This window comes from Streptomyces mirabilis (assembly GCF_039503195.1).
GTDB lineage: Bacteria > Actinomycetota > Actinomycetes > Streptomycetales > Streptomycetaceae > Streptomyces > Streptomyces mirabilis_D.
This window is the reverse complement of record NZ_JBCJKP010000001.1, coordinates 419,899-437,925: the sequence shown is the minus strand read 5'-3', so window position 1 is coordinate 437,925 and position 18,027 is coordinate 419,899. Positions and strand designations below refer to the sequence as shown.

Below are 18,027 nucleotides of genomic sequence, written 5' to 3'. Positions count from 1 at the left end.
CGATCATGCGTCGGCGTCGCCTCTGTCGCCTTGGTCCGCTCAGCCGTTCAGGACGCCCGGCAGGGCCAGCGCCGCCAGCAGCGTCGTGCCCACCAGCATCCACGCCACGTAGTCGCCGATGTGGCCGGACTGCAGGCGTCGTAGCGGAGCCATCCATGACGGTTCGCCGAGCGGCTTCGTGCGGGTCACTGCGAACGTGGCCAGGCCGAGGGCCAGTAGGGTCGAGGTGAGACCGAGGAGTAGCCCGGCAAGGGTCCAGTGCGGCGATGGGGCGGCCTCGCCGGACACGGCGCGCCCGACCGCGGCGGCGAAGCCGGGTACCGCGCCCACGGCGAGGGACGCGACGAGCAGCACGGCGGGGACCGCGGTCATGGTGTCCGGTACCCGGCTCAGCCGGTGCCGAGTCTCCGGTTCCTCTGTGATGCCGGTGGTCTCGTACGACGACTCGTCGCCGGGCTGGGCGCCGAGGCCGAAGAACACCCGCGCGGCGACCCGGAGTACCGCGCCCGCGGTCACCGCCGACACGGCGACGAACAGCACGGTCAACGGGCCGCCAACCGACTCCTCCAGCACCGCCTTGCCGAGCCCGATGCCGAAGGGGGGCAGACCGGCGAGGCTCAACGCGCCGACGACGTACAGTACGGCGACTCCGCGCAGCCTGCGGGCTCGCCCGTGCAGGGCGTGTTCGTCAACCGAGCCGTACCGGTCGAGGAGTACGCCGGTGCAGGCGAACAGAGCGGCTTTCACCCCCGCGTGGCCCAGGATGTACAGCGCGACCCCGTCGTCGGCCTCGGGACTGTGGCTGCCGATCCCGATTCCGATGAGGAAGAGCCCCATGTGGGCGACCGTGGAGTACGCCAGCAGCCTTTTGATGTGCCGCTGGTACCAGCACATGACCGCGCCGACCGCGGCGGTCAGTACGCCGAGGACGACGAGGGCGCGTTCCAGGTCGGACGCCGGGATTCCAGCGGGGCCGGAGAAGACCGTCCGGTAGATCCGCCAGACGCCGTAGGCGCCGAGTTCGACCATGACGCCGGACAGCAGCATGCACACGGGCGTGGGGGCGACGGCGTGTGCGTCCGGCAGCCAGAAGTGGAACGGCACGGCCGCGGCCTTCACCAGCAGGCCGGTCAGGACCAGCGCGAAGGCCGCGAGGGTGAGGGCGTCGGGGCCGCCGTGCCGGTCGAGACCCTGGCCGATCTTCACCATGGCGAGTTCGCCGGTGCGCGCGTACAACAGACCGATGCCCATCAACACGGAATACGCACCTAGAGAGTTGAGGACACCAAAGGACAACGCGCCCTGCACCGCCTTCGCCTCCTCGACGCGATGGCCGGTCAACGCGTACGCCACGACACTCATCAACTCGAAGAACACGAAGGCGTCGAACAGGTCCCCCGCGACCGCGAAGCCGCACATGCCGCCCTGGAAGAGCAGCATCAGGGCGGGGAAGGAGCCGGCGTGGCGACGGGGCGCTTCGTCGAAGTAGCGCCATGAGTACGCCAGAGCCGCCACGGTCAGGAGCGAGGCGAGCGCGGCCATGCCGAGGCCGGGACCGTCCCCGACGAGGACGATCCCGACGCTCTCGCCGCCCTCGGGGGTCCAGCCACCCACCCATTCGGTCAGGGGCGGCGAGGAGTTGAGCAGGAGGACGATCGCGAGTCCGGCCGTTCCCGCGGCGAAGGCGCACCCCACCGTCTCGGCGGCGACGCGGGGCAGGCGGTGCCCGCCGGCGACGAGGAGAGTGGCTCCGAGCAGGGGGACGGCGACGAGGACCGGCAGCAGGTGGTGCATCAGCCGCGCAGCTCCGAGAGTTCGTCGGGGTCGACCGTGCCATGGCGCTTGGAGATCTGGAGAACCAGGGCGAGCAGTACGGCGGTCACCGTCGCCCCCACGACCACGTCGGTGAGGGCGAGGGCCTGGACCACCGGGTCCACCACGGGGCGCGAGCCGGGCTTCAGGTCGGAGAAGACGGGCGCGGTGCCGCCGTTGCGATAGCCGACGGCCAGCAACAGGACGTAGGTGGCGGACTGGCAGACCGCGAGACAGCCCACGGCGTGGATGAGATTCCGGCTGGTCGCCAGCCCGTAGCAGCCGACGAGGAATACCCAGGCGGCGACGAGATACGGCAGGACCGACATCACTTCCCGTCCCCTTTCTCGATCTCCACGGCCTGGTCCAGGAAACGGGCGAGCAGCACGACGACCGCGCAGGCGACCTCCATGCCGATGGCCGCGTTCAGCAGCGGGACGGTGCCGCCCGACGACAGGGTGTTGAACGTGCCATAAGGAAGGAAGTTGGCGAGGACGGCGGTGCCGGCGACGGCGCCGGCGAGGCCCAGCACGAGGTAGGCGGAGGCCGCGAGCGCGTCGCCGGCCTCGTAGGAGCCGACCGGGCGGATGCGCTCCAGCGCGCGGTAGTCGGCGCCCAGGTAGAGCAGGTGAAGGGCGGTCGCCACCACGACACCACCCTGGAAGCCGCCGCCCGGGCTGAGCTGGCCGTGCGCGATCACGTAAAGGCCGGTGAGGACGGCGACGGGCAAGACGACGAGCGCGTACCGGCGTACGGGGAGCGCGACCTCCTCGGGTTCGGGCTCGGCGCGGTGCTCGTCGCGGGTCTGGCGCAGCAGGACGACGGTGCCGAGGACGGACGCGAAGAGGATGCTCATTTCGCCGAGGGTGTCGAAGGCGCGCTGGTCGAAGTTGACGGAAGCGATCGTGTTCGCGGTATGCCGGGCGAGGGAGGCCCGCACCACCCGGTCCCCGTACGGGTGCCGGACCCCGCCGAAGCCCGGCAGACAGAAGCAGGCGGCGACCAGCAGGGCCGCGAGGCCCGCACCACCGACGGCGAGGACGATCAGCCGCACCCGCCGGGTCACCGTTCCTTCTCCTTCCGTCGCTGCGGCCGCCGGACCTTGCGCACGGACAGCATCACCAGCAGGGGAGTCAGGGCGGAGCCCACAGCAAGCTGGGAGAGCGCCACGTCGGGGGCCTGGAGCACGGTGAACAGAACGGCCAGAACCGTTCCGAGTACCGCCAGCACGAGTGCTTGCCGCGAGGGATCACGGGTGGCCACGGCGGCGGTCGCGGACGCGGCGACCAGCAGCAGCGCCACGACGATCAGCGGATCATCCACGCGGGCTCCTCGTGAAGCCGCCGGACAGGGCACGGGACGCGGTGAGGTTCCCGCCGATCAACAGGGCACCGACGACCAGGAGTTTCACCAGCGCACGGCCTGGACCCGTGGCCACACACACGGTGACCACGACACCGCCACCGAACGCCGCGACCGCGTACGTGAGCCCCCACGCCCGCGGCGGATCTTTCGCCAGATCCTCGGCGAGCAGCCGGGCGAAGACGAGGGTGCCGACCGGCCCCAACAGGGCCAGGGGCAGGGCGAGATCGACGTACGACGGCCGGTCGTAGCCCTGGGCCAGGAGCAGCAGAGCAGGGCAGGTCAGCGAGGTGGACAGGTTCTGTGCCACGACCCGGCGCCGCAGCGGTCCCGTGGCGACGCCCCAGACCGTGGCTCCGACGCCCACGGTGAGCGCGGCCGTCGCGGTGAGGGTCCAGCCGTTCACCACCTGCTCACCGCCCGCCGCACACCCCACGCCGCGACCGCCGCGACCAGCGCGGCGGTAGCGCCCACGAAGAGTTCCAGGGTGGTCACCGCACTGATGAAGACCAGCCACAGCAGGGCGAGAACGGCCCACCATGCCAGGATCTCGCCCGCGTCGAGCAGCGTCGTACGGCGGTTCACATGGCACCTCCACCGATGAGACCAACTCGCCCTATTTGGTTGGTTTCTTCCGTCGTGTCATCCAAGCATCGCTGTTCCTCCACCAGGTGGCGACGCGCGATTACCTGGCATCCGAAGTGCCCTGAGAGGGCGAAAGGAAACCGGTCACAAAGAGGCGGGGGGTCTCAGGCCGCACCGCGCATGACTTGACGTGGTCACGCTCCGGCAGTGCCTGGAGACCGGGTTCGACGGCCTCGCGGTCGACGAGAGTGTCGAGAGCCGGGTCGGGCGTCCCGAGCGTGTCGCTGAAGGAGCACCCGCCCTCGCTGCCGGGTAGCCCGCGTCCAGCGAGAGAGCGGTGACACTCTCATGGGCCTCCAGCCCGACCGGACGTCCTCGTGTTGGCCGCCGCGATGGGGACGGTAGCGCTGGGTCTGGGAGCGGTGCTACGGCGCAGACGCCCACCGTAGGGGCACCAACTAGCGGGAACTTCAAACCTTGAGCTGCGCGGACTGCATCCCGTACCCGACGCTCGTCTTCGAGACGTGCCGGTAGGCGTCGCGGCGTTCCTGCAACGCCCCGTTGTAGAGGGAGCGGTGATCCCGCAGCATTTCGGACAGCGCCTGAGCCTGCCGGACGGTAGGCCGCATGAGGAAGTTGTACGCAGGGATCACCCCGACGCCCTTCGCGTGCACCACCCGCCGAAGGTCGCCCTGTTCACGCTCGTCAACAGCCTCAAGGGAGCGAGCTCCCGTTACCTGCGCGCGGAGTACACCGGCCGGATTGGCACGGGCTCGGTGTTCTGGTCCCCGTCCTGCTTCGTGGGATCCTGTGGCGGCGCACCGCTGAGCATCGTCAAGGGCTACATCGACAGCCAGACGCGGCCAGCCTGACCGTCACCACAAAGACGCAGAGATCTCCGGCGCTTCGCGCCTCCGGGCCGGGGACCGCATTCCCGCCCGGCCTCAAGACCGGGATTCCCTGCGAAGAACAAGGGATGGACGCGGTACGAGCGGAGTGCCGGGGTACACGGGAGCGGTGCCACCAACCCGTCTCGGACGAACTGCTCGTGGGCGACGGCACAGGGTGAGTGTCACTGCCAGGGCCATGCACGGCGAGAGGCGGCCGGGGGTGTTCAGTGGTGACACCTGCGCCCATTTGAGGCAGTCGAGGAGAGGCGTCGCGATGTCTGCGCAGTCCGAACCCGATTCCGCTCGGGAGGAGCACGGTGCGGTGGAGGAGACGGGCGTGAACGGCGCCGACCCCGGCCCGACGGACGCCGCACAGGCGTCTTGGAAGGCGCCCCAGGAGCCGCCGCATCGCGATCCACGCGGCGGTCGTAGGCGGTCATGGGTGACAGTGGGGTTCGCTCTGAGCCTGGGCGCGAGCCTGGCGTGGCTCGCCGTTCAGACCGTTCTGCGGGTCAGTTCGATGCTGACCCTGTTGCTGCTGGCCGTGTTCATCGCGATCAGTCTGGAACCACTGGTCGTGTGGTTCACGCGCCGTGGTCTGCGGCGCGGCTGGGCCGTCGCGATCGTGCTGACGGGGTTCGTCGTGGTACTCGGCGGATTCCTGGCGCTGGTCATTCCGCCGGTGGCCAAGGAGATCAGCGCGCTGGTGGACGCGGTGCCCAACTGGCTGGAGCAGCTCCACGACCACCAGTCGGCGATCGGTCGTCTGGAGGACCGCTACCACCTGGTCGAGAGGGCCAAGCAGCAGATCGGCTCAGGAAACGGAGCGAGCGGTCTGGCAGGGGGCGTACTGGGCGCCGGGCGGATGGTCCTGAGTACGGTCACGTCCACGGCGATCGTGATCACGGTGACCCTGTACTGCATGGCGGCCCTGCCGACCATCAAGGAGTTCGGCTACCGCTTCGTGGCGGCCAGTCGCCGCGAGCGGGTCGAGGGCGTGGCCGAAGAGATCATGAACCGGATAGGGAAGTTCATGCTCGGCAACCTCGTCACCTCGGGGATCGCCGGTGTAGCGACCTTCGGCTGGTGCGCGTCCACCGGTGTCCCGTACGCCGCCGCGCTGGGCATCTTCACCGCCCTGATGGACCTGATCCCGATCGTCGGCTCCACTCTCGCCGGAATCGTCGTCAGCCTCGTCGCCCTCTCCGTGTCCCTGCCGATCGCGATCGCGACCGCGGTCTTCTACGTCGTCTTCCGGGTCGCCGAGGACTACCTCATCGTGCCGAGGACGATGAAGTTCGCCGTCGATGTCCACCCGTTGGTCACCGTGCTTGCGGTGCTGGTCGGCGGAGCGCTCCTTGGCATCATCGGCGCCCTCGTCGCCATCCCGGCGGCCGTCGCCGCCGGCCTGATCCTCGACGAGTACGTGTTTCCCAAGAAGGAGCGGGAATGACGCCGCGTCGACGGAAGACGTTCCCATAGAGGGTGGCCCGACGGTCGGGACCGATTCCGTCAGCCACAGATGACCAGTTGCGCGCCTGCTCCCGATCCACGGTTCTGGCCATTTCCGCCGACGGATGCGCTCCGTTTTTCCTCTGACGTCGGCGGGTGGGCGGCTCCGGTGCGGGACTCAGGGCGCGGGTGCGGCGCCGGTGCCGGCACCGTGTGCGGTGCATCTGTCCGGACGTGATGCCGCGAGGCGGCGGTTCGCGCGCAGGCAGGCGGCCAGGGAACGGAACGTGGTAACTGTCCGTGATGCCGCCCAGCGACACGCCACCGCCGCCGAGCAGCCGGAGGCGTCGTCGGAGATGCGTGACCCGAAGATTCCCGGCTCAGAGGTCCCCGACACGAACGAGGCCGGAACCGAGGGGAAGGGCGCCCCACCCTCTGTCCGTCCACGTCCGGGGCACCCGTGCCCGACGAGCCGCCCGACTGACGCTCCACGTGCCCAGGAGCCTAGGCGGGCGACGAGGAAGGGACGCCCCGCGATCGTTGTGAAGTGAGGACACGAGAGGGGTACTCGCACCCGTGTCATGTCAGGGATCGGTCCGCCTACTGACAGCTGACAGGAGCCGCCCCGTCGGCCTTCGGCCTTCTGCGGACGGCCTTCCCCACCGACCGGCCCTCCGATGACGTGCCTCAGGAGCAGGAGGTCGACGATCTGTGGCTCACGACCAAGCGGTGACGAGCCGGGGGACCTACGCCACGTACTTCGAGCGGCTACCGGCGCTGGACGAGGCAGGCGACCTGCTGCCGCACTGGCCGGGCGGGGCTGGAAGATGATCCTCCTGGCGACCTCGGCGAGTGGCGCGGAACTATCCGCGCTGCGTGGCGCCATCGACGCGGACGACGTCATCCTCGGGGCGGCCGGTGCAGACGACGTCGACGACGGCAGACCCGCCCCCGACCCCGCCCGGCAGGCCGGGTGGCCGGCCGGTGTGCCCAGTGAACGAGCCGTGTTCGTCGGCGACACGGTCTGGGACATGAAGGCCGCCGTGCGGGACGGGGTGGTCCCCGTGGCGGTGCCCACGAGCGGACCTGGAAGCGGCTGCCGCCCGCGCGTCGTACCGAGATCCCGCCGACCTCCTCAGACACCCGGACGCCGGCGTCTTCGCCGACCGCGAGTCAGCAGGGGAGACCACAGTCCCGAGCCGTTGACCGAGCGCAGCGTCTGGTCGTACAAGGTGGCTCTGCGCCTGGCTACCGCTTCGTGGAGGCGCGGGCCCGGTCGCGGACTGTTCCGGCCCCGGTCTGCGGGGGCCATGCCCAAGTGGCCATGTCCCAGGCCTTCCCGGACGACGGCGCCTATTCCAGGACCGCCCGAACTGATTCGTGACGCCTGCGGCTGCTCGCGGGCGTCACTGGAGCTATGGGCTATGGGCTATGGGGATGGGGTACGGCGTTGCGGATCGTCGGCCTCGCGGGCTCGACGATGCCGCTTTTCATCGTTCGCCGCCACTCCGACAACCCAGGCATCCTGAGCTCCGTCCGCGCGCTCCTGGTGACGGCGTTGGGATCTATCGACTACGGGTACCCGGAGACCGAACAGCGGCGAAAGCACCCCGCACTACACGGAGGGAGGGTTCCATCACTCAGCGTGTCAGCCACGATCTGGTCACGGTGAAGCGACGACGACCTCGGCCGCGCGGTGGAAGTGCGCGAGCATTCGATCCGCCGTGTACCGGTCGTCGATGAAGCGCAGCACGCGGTGGGCATCGTCACCATCGGAGACCTGGCCATTGAACGCGACCCAGAGTCCGCTCTCGGCGACATCAGCGCTGCGCGGCCCGACAAGCAACGCGTCCTCCTCCATACGATGGTGGTGTGATGCCTGGAGACTCGAATCGATCGGCCTGCTCTGCGCCACTCCAACGTGGTCGGGCCCCACGCCCACCACGCCGCCCCACGGCCCGCTGAACATCCGTTAAACCCAACGACGTGACCAGCCCACGAAGAGCTGGGCCCCGAGAGGAGCGTGCGCCATGACGACTCCTGACCCCGACCCGACGCGAACCCCGGACATCGAGCCGGGCCGCGGTGTGTCACCCGGTGAGACACCGCCCGCCGAAGGGGGCATCTATGGCATCTCCCATCCGGAGCCACCCGAGCAGGGCAAGGCATGGGGACCGATGGCACTCGTCCTGATCATGGTGGTGGTGGCACTGATAGCGATCGGGCTGATCGCCATGGTGGTGACCCTGATCGGATAAGGCCTCCTGCACATGCTGAGAGACGCGCCAGGCCTCGTCGGGGACGTGGCTGCCGGTCCGCGCTCCCATCCGCAGCATCACTCCGGCCTTCACGCAAGAAGCGGCCGCGCCCGTGGCGTAGAACGAGCCCCTCTGCGAGGAACGCGATCACGGCCGCGACCTCCCGGGCATGGCTCGGGCGCCTCAGCGGCACACTGGCGACCTGTTGGCCGCGCTGAACGAATCCGTGGCTCAGGCCAAGGCGTCCCGCCGGCAGTGCGGGCAGGCCGGCGCGCCGCCCTCGGTAGGCGCGCGCAGCGCCGTGTCGCTCCTGACGCCCTTGGAGCGCTTCCCCGCGTTCCGGCAGTCGCCGGTGTTGGGGGCGATGACGACGGCCGACCAGTTTCAGCAGCGTCACTGGTAACCATGCCCAGCCGCCTGCCTGTCTGCTCACGCCCGCGCTTTCCCTCGCCGGTGGGAGTACAGGGAGACGGTGGCCATGGGTTGGCTGGCCGGGAGTTGGGATGTGGCGCCGGTGCGGAGCCGGGGGGAGTTGTTGAGGCTTTTCTAGTGGGTGCGGGGCCGAAGGAGCTGGTGCGAGGGGGTGTGTTCGATGATCAGGATGGCGGCGTCGTCAGCGGGAGGTCCGCCGATGTGGGCGAGCAGGTCGTGATGGATCCGGTCCAGCAGATCGTCGGGGCCTGTGGCGGGGAAGGACGCCACCCGCTCGGCGAGCGGATAGAACGCTCTGGCCGGTGAGCGGGCCTCGATGACACTGGTGTCTGCCACGTCGTCCATGTTCCGGCTGACGCTGTCGTCAAGGGCAGTGACCAGTTCAAGCAGAGAGGCGCAGCGGTGAGTGCCCTCGCGGAAGGCACTCAGTACCAGGGAGGCCTTACCGATCGCGGCGAGGCCGTGGCCCCGCACATCGCCGATCACCACCCGGGTCGCGGCATGCCCGGCCCGGCCGACCGCAAAGAGATCACCCCCGATCTCCGCTTCGTCCTCCGCGGACAGGTACAGCCACGCCACCCGCAACGGCCCGATCCGGCGCGGCGGAGGCCGCAGGAGAACCCGTTGCGTGGTCGCCGCCACCGAGCGTGCCCGGCTCAGCGCACGTTCACGCCGCTCCGTGACGTATCGCAGGAAAACTGTCAGGGCGGAGAGGACGAGCAGCGCGAGGATCTGCGCCGTGCGGTTGGCCGTGGTCAGTCCGCCTTCGAGCGCGGCGACGAGCACCAGGGCCGCCACCGCGAGGGCCCGACGAGAGCGGTCCCCCGCGTCCCGGAGAGAGAGGCGGTGAGCGCGGGCGCGATGACCAGCAGAGGCCCAAGATGGACGTCGGCCGGCGTGTAGAGATCCAGCACGGTGATCGCCACGATCAGTACGAGCGGGATCGCCACCAGCCCGCCGTTCGATGGCTCCTCCAGGAGGCGATCACGCGACAAACGCCCACGCCGGACACCCATGCGCCCGTTCTGCCCCGACGCGCTCCCACCGAGGCGGCCCCACGAGCAGCGAGTCTCCTCCGGCAGGTGAGCACCGCGTTCCAGCAGCCACTCGGGAGGCGGAGGCCACCGGGCCTCGCCCCGGCGCCGCTCCCCGATCGTCATACAGTGATCGATCTGGGCGAGACTCGCAGTCGCCTGCAGTACGAGCACGCACCCGCGCTACCGCAAGCGGCGTTGCGGACCCCCGCACGGCTGGTACGCCTGCCGGTGACTCCTCCCTGTATCGCGGTTTCAACGGAAAAGAATCGGAAATTCACAATAGAGAGGGATATAAGACGTTCACGTTAGGGGGTTCTGCCCTATGTCGACATCGACACTTCTGGCGATCATCATTGCCATCGTGGTGGTGATCGCCGTGGCTGTGGCGGCGTCGATGGTCATGCGCCGCCGGAAGCTGCGTGAGCGTTTCGGCCCGGAGTATGAACGCACGATGGGGGATGCCGGCAGCCGCATGGCCGGCGAGCGTGAGCTCAGGGCCCGCGAGAAGCGGCATGACGCGCTGGACATCAAGCCGCTGGACAGCAGTGTCAGGGATCGGTACACCCGGGACTGGGCCAGCGCGCAGGATGAGTTCGTGGACCGTCCAGAGGACGCCGTGCATGACGCGGACCGCCTGGTGACCTCCTTGATGCACGAACGCGGTTACCCGACCCAGGACTTCGATCAACAGCTCAAAGACCTCTCGGTCGAGCACGGCCGCACACTCGAGCACTACCGGGCCGCCCACGATGTCGAGGCGCTCAGCAACCGACACGAGGCGACCACCGAACAGTTGCGGGGCGCCATGGTGCACTACCGGGCCCTGTTCGACGAGCTGCTCTCCGACGGCGGCGGACCCCGCCACGCCCGAGCCTGAACGGCTCAGCGAACGGCCCGTCGCCCCGATCCGTAAGCCCAGGTGTCCGGGAACGGAGGAGATATGCAACGCGAAGGCATACCGGACACCGCCGCCGCGAGCGGCCGGTCCACCGACGACCTCGCCCAACCTCGCGACAGGTCCACGCCGGAGGGCGCGGCGAGTAGGCAGGCCGAAGTGCCGACCTTCCCTGGCGAGAGCACGAACACGTCGAGCAAGCCCGCCGAAGGTGAGGCTGGCGGAGCCGTCTTGGGCCCTCGGGACGAGGCGGGAGCCGACTCCGGCACCCAGCGCCAAGCCACCGCCCCGGGCGCCCACGCCGAGGACGAGGCCCTCCAACTCCTTACCCCCGAGGATGAGGAAGGGTTCCGCCTGCGCTGGCAGGAGGTGCAGAACAGGTTCCTGGACGACCCGCGCGGCGCCGTGCACACTGCCGATGCCCTCGTCGCCGACGTGATGCAAAGGCTGGCCGCCACATTCGCCGACCACAAACAAGAACTGGAAGGACAGTGGAGCCGGGGCGAACAGGCGAACACCGAGGACCTGCGTCTGGCACTGCGCCACTACCGGTCGTTCTTCAACCGCCTGCTGGTCACCTGACGCTGGGTGGCAATGATCACCACGATGCATCCGGCGAGCGTCGCTAACCCCCAGGCCAGTGGCGTTCCGTTTGCTGATTCTCGCTCACCGCGGCACTCCCTTCACGTGGAGGGAAGCCTGCCATCCAGATCAGCAGGCCACCAGGCCATGCTGCCCCTTACGCAGCCCGCGCCGGGGCCCCTGGATCCTTTCGGTTGCATACCAGGGCTCGCCGAGCTGCAAGCGGGGAAGGGCCGTTGACGCTGACAGATCAGCGCGTATCCGGCCTGTGTGGGCCCGACGGTGCCCGGCGGATCAGCCTCAGTACCGCTGGTACCGCTCAACTGTCGGCAGGGGCAACGACGACGGACCGAAGGTGGGAGCAGGTCCCTCCCACGGCCGTCTTGGGGATGCGCATGCGGTGCAGCAGATCGCGAGTGAGGCGTTTCTCAAGCGTGGTGTGCCAGGTGACACCGGGATGCTGAGAGCGCAGATGCGACAGCGCCCTGGTGCCCAGCCCGCAGTCGCGGAACGGTTCGTCGAGGACGACATCGGTGATCACGCCCTCGGCGCACTCCTCGCACGCTCGATAGGTCACCCGCCCGACCACCTTGCGAATGTGTACCAGCAACAGGCACTCCTCGCCCGCGCTCTCCAGAGCGGATGAGGGCAGCAGTTCGACGCCGCGGTAGGCCAGAAGCCTGCGATGCCACCGGCCCCCTCGTCGTCCATGGCGCCGATGCCTGCCCCCGGCCTGCCGTTGCGAGGAGCCCTCCCGTACAGGCCGACCGTGTGCGTTGCTCATGGCATACATCTGGTTTCCCTTCATTTCATGGCGCCTGCCCCCAGTCCTCGGGCTTCATGTCACGACGCCAAGAACGCATTACTTCCCGTGCACGACCCTCGCTGGGGCGCCAGGTGGGCTGTTTCAGCTGGTCAGAGCCTCTTCGGCGGTGGAGTGACAGGGGAGGGGGCATCAATGCCGACGGTTCTCAGGACGCGCTGGACGGATTCCCGCACGCCCGCCAGGCGCAGCCGGTTCGACGGTCCGGTGGGCGGCGATGAGCACGTTGATGCCACTGGAGTCCATGGGTGTCGGTCACAACTTCCTCGACCGCGCTCGCTGGGCTGACAGGTGGTGATCCCGGCAGTACGCCGTTTCTACGAGGTGCGCGGAGGGTGGCGGGCTGAGAGCTGAGCGCCGGGCGGTTCGTGAGCGGCTGCGAAGAGAGGCGGCCGAGCGCTTCGTCCGCGGCGATGCCACAGCCGTCGTCGCCCATGACCTGCGGGGCACCACCGCCCACTCGGCGCAACGTGGGCGGAGGGCCTGGACTGGGGCGGTCCGCAGGCACCGGCGTCGTAGTGTCCGGCCGGGGCGGCCCGTGATGGGCGGGATGCCGTCGGCGAGAGCGAGGGTCTGGGTGACGTCGTTCACGTTGGCCGCGGTGGTGATGACCTTGAGCGGGGTGCCGTGTCCGTCGCCAATCAGGTGGTGATTGCTGCCCGTCTTCCGCCGGCCGACCGGTGACGGACCGGTGTCGGGGCTCCTCTTTAGGGCACTCCGCCAGCAGTTATGGGTGCATGTCACAGCGGGGCAACAGACTCACCGGAGCGGGCTGAAAGGCTTTGACGGGGGCACTCGGGTTTCTGCGGCACCGATGGGTGCCGCTCTCCGAAGGAAAGAGGAACTCGTGTACATAGGTCTTGGTACCGTCGTCGTCATCATTGTCATCGTCGCTGTCGTCATGATGTTGCGTCGCCGCTGAACCGTGCCTCCCGCGCCACACGATCACCCATGACTACAGCCCGCACCGGATTCCCTTCCACGGATCCCCGGGCGGGCATGGTCACGATCGGTGGAGGACGGCGGGGGCGCAGTGGGAGCTGCGCAGTCTGCTTGGCACATCGAGCCCGTGCACACTTTTGTCCGCGGCTCGGCAGGTGGTGGCGCCCGCGCCCGGTATCCGGAGGATCGCATCTCCGCAGGCACTGGGGGCCTGTCGGCCGCCGCATCACAACGCGTGCGCCGACGGCGACGTGCGCCTTTCCAGATCAGGCAGTCTCGTAATCGTGCTCGTAATCGTGCGCCCGACCCCCTCTCCACTCCACCCGCACTGGATCGTCGAGGACGTCCTCACCGAACGCCAGACCGGCGCGGCGCAGGAACTGCACGACCTCGTGGTCTGAGTGGGCCAGGCCGACGTCCTCACCGCGCACGATGACCGGACGACCGCCCGCCTTGAGCGGCCGTGCACGACGATCGGCGCGCTGTCATGGTTCCAGCGTGTGGCAGTACGACTTCCTATGCCACATCGGATCTCGCCCAAAGGCGAGCCACGCGCACCGGCGCCACTACCGGTTTCAAGCCTGTGCCGCCCGGAGCTCTCGCCGTTCCACCAACAGCATGAGGAATCGCTGCAACGGGACACATGGTCGGCGGTGGGTTTCGTCGCCGTGGCTGCGCAGCAGTTCCTTCACCTTGGCGACGGCGAAGCCCCAGCCCTGCTCGACGGTGGGTTGGGCGGGAATGGCGAACGGCGAGCATCGCCGCCAGCGCGGGGCCGAGGAGGCCCGCCAGGTTGTAGGTGGTGGAGTCGCTGCTGAAGGCGCGTGGGAGGGCTCGCTCGGGAGGAATTCGGGGAGGAGTTCGGCGAGCAGGCTGGTGAGTCCCCGGTGACCAGGGGGCGCAGCAGTCGGCCGCGAGGAGTGGCGCTTCCTGCGAAGGGGGCCGGTCAGTCCTCGCCCCGGACGATGTTGCCCTCCGCGCTCGTGGACACCGCGGATGGGGATCCGCTGCTCTCCACCGCGCGGACGCACGTGCGTATGCCCTCGCCACGGCGGTCATGGGCCTTCGACCAGCCGGTCCTGGCCACGTTCAGGACTTTCTGCTTGGCGGTGTGCGCGGTCACGGCGCTTCAACTTCTCTCTGCGTCAGGCTCTCGATGGGGTGGGCACCGGGTTCCCATCGAGAACGGCAGTGAAACGCCGTGTCGTTCAGATGCCGCGTTTCTCCATCGGCCGTACGGCGGGGCCCTGGAGGATCTGTCCGTCCTGGGCGGAGCGGGAGCCGTGGCACGGGCATTCCCATTCCTGTTCCGCACGGTTGAAGGCCACGATGCGGCCGAGGTGGGTTCAGCGGGCCGAGACCGCGTGGCGCTGACCGTTCTCGTCGCGGTGAACGGCGCCCCCAGCCGCCGAGCCGATGGCCACGTAGGTGTGGCGGCTGCGGGCGGGAGCGGTGCGGCGAGGGGCACGGTGTCGTTGTCCTGCGTGGCCCACCGTTACGTGAGTGTGAGGCGCGGGAAGTGGCCCTCGGCCCGCAGCTTCGGCACGCCCCGGGGGTCCTCGGCATACCTGAAAGCCGCCGCCTCCTCCCACTCGCAGTCGATGTCCAACTCCTCGACGATCTCGGCGGCGTGCCGGATCGCGGCGCTCTGCGAGTGCGCGTACAGTCGTGTGCCCTCGGGGCCGCGGGTGCGGCGGAGATGGTCGTAGACGAGCGTGTACAGGGCGATCAGCTTCGCCGTCGTGCGAGCGGTGACCCCGGCGGCGAGCCGTCCGGCCTCCAGTACGGCCACCTCGCGCCCCTGCCTGGCCAGTTTCCAGGCCGTACTGAGTCCCGCGATGCCGCCGCCGACCACCGGCCACGTCGACGCAGAGGTCACGCGACGGTGGGGGAGCGGGTGGCTCGCTGGGTGGTGCGGTCTCCAGCCAGTACGATCCCTTGATTCCCGCCTCGGCGTTCCTGGCCGCCGAATTCCCCATGGCGACGGGATACCCGAAGCCACGCCAGGAGCAGCAGCACCGCTTCCTCCACGGGACCCTGCGTGGCCGCTTCACCGAAGCGGACGCCCGCGCTCGGGCTGCCGAGGGCCGGTGCGATGGTCCGCCCCTCCTTGAAGAGGTCCCCGGCTGCTGGGATCCCTGGCCGTGTGTTTCCGGAGCCGGGGCAGGACGGGAGCCACTTCCCGCACGTGCTCGCGCTTGACCGCCGCCCGCTGCTCCCAGAACCGCAGGCGGTACAGGTACCGGCGACGCCCGCGGCGTCGGTACCGGCCGCCGGGATCGACGGAGCGGCACCCCGAGCGCCGCAGATCCGCGTGATTCCCCGCTCGTGGATTTCGTTGCCACGCAACTGGGCCTGCCGCCGTGAACCGGCGGCCGAAGACGAGGAGTTCATGGTCGTGACCTGCTGCGGTCCTCGGCCCTGCTGGGATGGCGCAGCAGCCGCAAACCCAGTAGGAGGGTGACGGGCCACAGCGCGGCGAAGCACCACGGGGCGACGAGGTTGGTGGCGAGGATTCCCGTGACGAGGAGGAGCAGCGAGGCACACGTCAGGACCGACAGGGGCAGGCATGGCCGGGAGCCGGGGTGGCGCATACGCCGGGCGAGGCGTCGATCCTGGCGGAGTGCTGCTTCGATACGCAACAGGGAGAGGCGTTCGTGCGACGCCAGCGCGACATCCTCGGGGTCATTGCGGTTTTCCACGGTGAGCGCCTCATTCGTCCTGGCCTGTGGCGCCGGACCACTGCGCCCTGGTGGGCGCGGGCGTCCTTGGTGCTGATGACCGGACGGATTCCCCGCAAGAGCCGACCGGCGCCTGCCAGTGGCCAGGTCGGGAGTCTTCGGGGCGCTTTTCCGGGTACTCGGGGTCTCGCACACGCCGCAGCAAGCCGGTCCGTTCCTGAGGCCGGCCCCGGCGAGGAAGCACTAGGAGGGACTCATGAGTACGGTCAAGGAAGCGGTCGACGTGGAGGTTTCGCTGCGCACGGCCTACGACCAGTGGACTCAGTTCGAGGAGTTCCCGCAGTTCATGGAGGGTGTCGAGGAGGTCAGGCAGCTCGACGACCGACACAACCACTGGATCACCAAGATCGGTGGGGTGCGGCGCGAGTTCGACACCGAGATCGTCGACCAGCTGTCGGACGACCGGATCACCTGGCGTTCCGTGGGAGGCGACACCCGGCAGAGCGGATCTGTCCGGTTCGAGCGGTTGGACGACACGCACACCCGGGTCGAGCTGACCATGGACGTCGAACCCACCGGTGTCGCCGAGAAGGGCGCGGACGCACTGGGCATGATCGACCGGCGGGTGAAGGGGGACCTGCACCGTTTCAAGGACTACGTGGAGCGCGAGGGCGGCGGCGCCGGCTGGCGTGGACGCATCCGGCCCGGAGACCCCGGCCCCCTCCTCTGACGGCGCGACCCCGTGGCGCGCTTGCGTGAGCAGGCGTCCCGACCGTTTGCCCCGCCCCGGCCGAAGAGCGCCGGGGCGGGGCAACGAACGATTCGGGAGCCAGCGGCTGTACGTCCCTTGGGGTGCGAGGCGCCGATCGAGGTGCGGCTGGGGACGACGTGCACGGACTCCGCCTGACCAATTCGCCGACGACGCGGAACCCGGCGGGTCCCCCTCCTCGCCGCGGCTCTCGACGGCGAAAGGCTTTCCACCGGTCGAGGAGCGGAGGTCGTACAAGTGGGCGTCGATACGCCGGAACCGGCTGAGACCTGCCGCGATTCTCGGTGAGTAACGCCACTGCGCGGCCTGCGTGGAAAGCGGGGTACGAGGTGGGCCCAGGCAACGCGGGAAGCGGGGGACGAAGTGGACTGTGGTCGGTTCGCGCGACATGCCATGCCAGTGAGATGACGGACATCGATGTCGACCTCGCCGCCGTCAGCTTGTGCGACGCGCCCGCCACCGACCGCGAACGTCGTGCGACGAGGGCGTTCACGCCGGGGATGAATGCATCTCAACACTGCTCTGACGTGCAACCTCAGAGTGGGCGTTTCTGCTGGACTTCAGGCCAGGGAGCACGTCAATGGTGTGCCTCCGCTGGCACGACGACCGTGCGCGACTGGCGACGGTTTCGGCATCGCTCTGCTCGCGGACCGCGCGTCCGATCTGTCGCGCGCCCGGTGTGAGGCGTACTCCGACTACGTGCCGGAAGACACCCTCGCTCGTACTGCGGCGACGGCAGAGCCGGGACGGCGCTGACGGGGCGTGTCTGGGGGTGCCGGGCGGCAGGGCTGAGTCGACGTGTTGGGGGTATCCGAAGGTCCAGGCGCGGTGCCTTGAGAGAGGAGTGTCAAGCCGGGCACGACGGAGGGCATCAAGCAGGTCGCCAGGAGACCCCAGGGGCGATGGCTCCAGGAGTCCCCAGGGGCGACGGTTGGCCGAACAGGCGCGTGGAGCCGCTGCCGACCCGCGGTGCCGGGCCCAAGTTGGATGCTTGCCGAGGAGGCTTGGTGGCCATCGCTGACCGCACTCACCTCAACGAGGAAGGATCGCCATGGAAGGTTCGTCGCTCCGGGCAGTGGGCTGGGCGCGCACGCTGCCCTTGAACAGCGAAGTGAAGACAGCCCGTGACTGGGCGCGTGAGCATTTGGAGGCGCTGGGCTGGACCACCGCTGCTCCGCAGACGGTGGACGCAGTACTGCTCACCGTCTCGGAGCTGGTGACCAATGCGCACCGGCACGCCCACAGCAGCGCACAGTTGGTGATGACCTGTGACGACCATTGCCTGCATGTCTCCGTGCACGACAGGTCCGGCGACCTGCCAGTTCCTCGCGAGGCCGGCACGGAGAGCCTTGGCGGGCGCGGCATGCTCCTCGTGGACGCCATGGCCGACACATGGGAGTCGCACCCCTGTCCCCACGGGAAGTCGGTCAGCGCATGTTTCCGCGCGCCCGACGCCAAGACGCACGAGGTTGACGCGCCGGCGCCGTCAAGGCACCAATAGATCTCC

At 69.2% G+C, this 18,027-nt stretch carries 20 protein-coding genes and 5 pseudogenes; 9 read left to right on the top strand and 16 right to left on the bottom strand.

The genetic code is table 11. The annotated features are described in order from the left end of the window. Window positions 1-39: 39 nt before the first annotated feature. The 7 genes and pseudogenes from AAFF41_RS02440 to AAFF41_RS02405 form a co-directional block, all read right to left on the bottom strand. Window positions 40-1,794, bottom strand: a complete 1,755-nt coding sequence (locus AAFF41_RS02440; RefSeq protein WP_343323362.1) for a complex I subunit 5 family protein — start codon at window positions 1,792-1,794, stop codon at window positions 40-42. After that, complete coding sequence (locus tag AAFF41_RS02435; protein WP_143610796.1) at window positions 1,794-2,141, bottom strand: sodium:proton antiporter; 348 nt, start codon at window positions 2,139-2,141, stop codon at window positions 1,794-1,796. The genes AAFF41_RS02440 and AAFF41_RS02435 overlap by 1 nt, the downstream gene beginning before the upstream one ends. Next, entirely contained in the window at window positions 2,141-2,878 is a 738-nt protein-coding gene (locus tag AAFF41_RS02430) for an MnhB domain-containing protein (protein ID WP_319752195.1), read from the bottom strand. Before AAFF41_RS02430 ends, AAFF41_RS02435 begins: the two co-directional genes overlap by 1 nt. Next, window positions 2,875-3,135: a Na(+)/H(+) antiporter subunit B gene (locus tag AAFF41_RS02425; RefSeq protein WP_319752196.1), complete on the bottom strand. Its 261-nt coding sequence runs from the start codon at window positions 3,133-3,135 to the stop codon at window positions 2,875-2,877. Before AAFF41_RS02425 ends, AAFF41_RS02430 begins: the two co-directional genes overlap by 4 nt. Next, complete coding sequence (locus AAFF41_RS02420) at window positions 3,128-3,580, bottom strand: monovalent cation/H+ antiporter complex subunit F (RefSeq protein ID WP_343323361.1); 453 nt, start codon at window positions 3,578-3,580, stop codon at window positions 3,128-3,130. Before AAFF41_RS02420 ends, AAFF41_RS02425 begins: the two co-directional genes overlap by 8 nt. Further along, window positions 3,577-3,759, bottom strand: coding sequence for a hypothetical protein (locus AAFF41_RS02415; protein ID WP_319752198.1), 183 nt, complete (start codon window positions 3,757-3,759; stop codon window positions 3,577-3,579). Before AAFF41_RS02415 ends, AAFF41_RS02420 begins: the two co-directional genes overlap by 4 nt. A gap of 476 nt (window positions 3,760-4,235) precedes the next feature. Next, a pseudogene (locus AAFF41_RS02405) lies at window positions 4,236-4,412 on the bottom strand (helix-turn-helix domain-containing protein); the annotation flags it as partial. Between the two features lie 9 nt (window positions 4,413-4,421). On the opposite strand from AAFF41_RS02405, the pseudogene AAFF41_RS02400 reads away from it, so the two are divergent. The 5 genes and pseudogenes from AAFF41_RS02400 to AAFF41_RS02380 form a co-directional block, all read left to right on the top strand. Then, window positions 4,422-4,631: pseudogene (locus AAFF41_RS02400) on the top strand (IS200/IS605 family transposase); the annotation flags it as partial. A 292-nt stretch (window positions 4,632-4,923) separates the two neighbouring features. Next, on the top strand, window positions 4,924-6,102 hold the full coding sequence (locus tag AAFF41_RS02395) for an AI-2E family transporter (RefSeq protein WP_319752199.1): 1,179 nt from the start codon (window positions 4,924-4,926) through the stop codon (window positions 6,100-6,102). Between the two features lie 743 nt (window positions 6,103-6,845). Next, window positions 6,846-7,307 (top strand): annotated as a pseudogene (locus tag AAFF41_RS02390) (HAD family hydrolase); the annotation flags it as partial. 490 nt (window positions 7,308-7,797) lie between these two features. After that, on the top strand, window positions 7,798-7,977 hold the full coding sequence (locus AAFF41_RS02385) for a CBS domain-containing protein (RefSeq protein ID WP_425526094.1): 180 nt from the start codon (window positions 7,798-7,800) through the stop codon (window positions 7,975-7,977). Window positions 7,978-8,131: 154 nt separating this feature from the next. Further along, window positions 8,132-8,359, top strand: coding sequence for a DUF6480 family protein (locus tag AAFF41_RS02380; RefSeq protein ID WP_319752200.1), 228 nt, complete (start codon window positions 8,132-8,134; stop codon window positions 8,357-8,359). Between the two features lie 231 nt (window positions 8,360-8,590). Here AAFF41_RS02380 and AAFF41_RS51350 read toward each other — a convergent pair whose 3' ends face one another. The 3 genes from AAFF41_RS51350 to AAFF41_RS02370 all read right to left on the bottom strand — a co-directional run bounded on the left by AAFF41_RS51350 (window position 8,591) and on the right by AAFF41_RS02370 (window position 9,786). Continuing rightward, window positions 8,591-8,725, bottom strand: coding sequence for a DUF6233 domain-containing protein (locus AAFF41_RS51350; protein WP_351522796.1), 135 nt, complete (start codon window positions 8,723-8,725; stop codon window positions 8,591-8,593). Window positions 8,726-8,905: 180 nt separating this feature from the next. Then, window positions 8,906-9,589: a PP2C family protein-serine/threonine phosphatase gene (locus AAFF41_RS02375; protein ID WP_343323360.1), complete on the bottom strand. Its 684-nt coding sequence runs from the start codon at window positions 9,587-9,589 to the stop codon at window positions 8,906-8,908. Next, window positions 9,547-9,786, bottom strand: coding sequence for a hypothetical protein (locus AAFF41_RS02370; RefSeq protein WP_343323359.1), 240 nt, complete (start codon window positions 9,784-9,786; stop codon window positions 9,547-9,549). Before AAFF41_RS02370 ends, AAFF41_RS02375 begins: the two co-directional genes overlap by 43 nt. Window positions 9,787-10,150: 364 nt before the next feature. Between AAFF41_RS02370 and AAFF41_RS02365 the strand changes: the two genes are divergently transcribed. Further along, the gene (locus AAFF41_RS02365; protein ID WP_343323358.1) at window positions 10,151-10,705 is read left to right on the top strand and encodes a hypothetical protein; all 555 of its coding nucleotides are present in this window, start codon (window positions 10,151-10,153) and stop codon (window positions 10,703-10,705) included. Between the two features lie 63 nt (window positions 10,706-10,768). Further along, the gene (locus tag AAFF41_RS02360) at window positions 10,769-11,305 is read left to right on the top strand and encodes a hypothetical protein (RefSeq protein WP_343323357.1); all 537 of its coding nucleotides are present in this window, start codon (window positions 10,769-10,771) and stop codon (window positions 11,303-11,305) included. 319 nt (window positions 11,306-11,624) lie between these two features. Here AAFF41_RS02360 and AAFF41_RS02355 read toward each other — a convergent pair whose 3' ends face one another. The 6 genes and pseudogenes from AAFF41_RS02355 to AAFF41_RS02325 all read right to left on the bottom strand — a co-directional run bounded on the left by AAFF41_RS02355 (window position 11,625) and on the right by AAFF41_RS02325 (window position 15,772). Further along, window positions 11,625-11,915, bottom strand: a complete 291-nt coding sequence (locus AAFF41_RS02355) for an N-acetyltransferase (protein ID WP_319752204.1) — start codon at window positions 11,913-11,915, stop codon at window positions 11,625-11,627. A gap of 468 nt (window positions 11,916-12,383) precedes the next feature. Continuing rightward, a complete protein-coding gene (locus AAFF41_RS51345) occupies window positions 12,384-12,872 on the bottom strand; it encodes a transposase (RefSeq protein ID WP_425526093.1) in 489 nt (162 codons plus the stop codon). A gap of 1,144 nt (window positions 12,873-14,016) precedes the next feature. Further along, complete coding sequence (locus AAFF41_RS02340) at window positions 14,017-14,193, bottom strand: hypothetical protein (protein ID WP_319752205.1); 177 nt, start codon at window positions 14,191-14,193, stop codon at window positions 14,017-14,019. Window positions 14,194-14,278: 85 nt separating this feature from the next. Next, window positions 14,279-14,404 (bottom strand): annotated as a pseudogene (locus AAFF41_RS02335) (Rieske (2Fe-2S) protein); the annotation flags it as partial. 176 nt (window positions 14,405-14,580) lie between these two features. Next, window positions 14,581-15,049, bottom strand: a pseudogene (locus AAFF41_RS02330) (NAD(P)/FAD-dependent oxidoreductase); the annotation flags it as partial. Between the two features lie 411 nt (window positions 15,050-15,460). Further along, window positions 15,461-15,772 carry a DUF3040 domain-containing protein gene (locus AAFF41_RS02325; protein WP_343323356.1) on the bottom strand — a complete coding sequence of 104 codons (312 nt, stop codon included), beginning with the start codon at window positions 15,770-15,772 and terminating at the stop codon, window positions 15,461-15,463. Window positions 15,773-16,007: 235 nt separating this feature from the next. On the opposite strand from AAFF41_RS02325, the gene AAFF41_RS02320 reads away from it, so the two are divergent. Next, window positions 16,008-16,481: an SRPBCC family protein gene (locus tag AAFF41_RS02320; protein WP_319752208.1), complete on the top strand. Its 474-nt coding sequence runs from the start codon at window positions 16,008-16,010 to the stop codon at window positions 16,479-16,481. Window positions 16,482-17,571: 1,090 nt separating this feature from the next. Beyond that, entirely contained in the window at window positions 17,572-18,021 is a 450-nt protein-coding gene (locus AAFF41_RS02315; protein WP_319752209.1) for an ATP-binding protein, read from the top strand. Window positions 18,022-18,027 lie beyond the last annotated feature (6 nt).

Bases quoted from the DNA above. Each gene is read 5' to 3' on its own strand.
- AAFF41_RS02440 (WP_343323362.1), bottom strand. From the start codon at position 1,794: ATGCACCACCTGCTGCCGGTCCTCGTCGCCGTCCCCCTGCTCGGAGCC.
- AAFF41_RS02435 (WP_143610796.1), bottom strand. From the start codon at position 2,141: ATGTCGGTCCTGCCGTATCTCGTCGCCGCCTGGGTATTCCTCGTCGGC.
- AAFF41_RS02395 (WP_319752199.1), top strand. From the start codon at position 4,924: ATGTCTGCGCAGTCCGAACCCGATTCCGCTCGGGAGGAGCACGGTGCG.
- AAFF41_RS02380 (WP_319752200.1), top strand. From the start codon at position 8,132: ATGACGACTCCTGACCCCGACCCGACGCGAACCCCGGACATCGAGCCG.
- AAFF41_RS02365 (WP_343323358.1), top strand. From the start codon at position 10,151: ATGTCGACATCGACACTTCTGGCGATCATCATTGCCATCGTGGTGGTG.
- AAFF41_RS02360 (WP_343323357.1), top strand. From the start codon at position 10,769: ATGCAACGCGAAGGCATACCGGACACCGCCGCCGCGAGCGGCCGGTCC.
- AAFF41_RS02320 (WP_319752208.1), top strand. From the start codon at position 16,008: ATGAGTACGGTCAAGGAAGCGGTCGACGTGGAGGTTTCGCTGCGCACG.
- AAFF41_RS02315 (WP_319752209.1), top strand. From the start codon at position 17,572: ATGGAAGGTTCGTCGCTCCGGGCAGTGGGCTGGGCGCGCACGCTGCCC.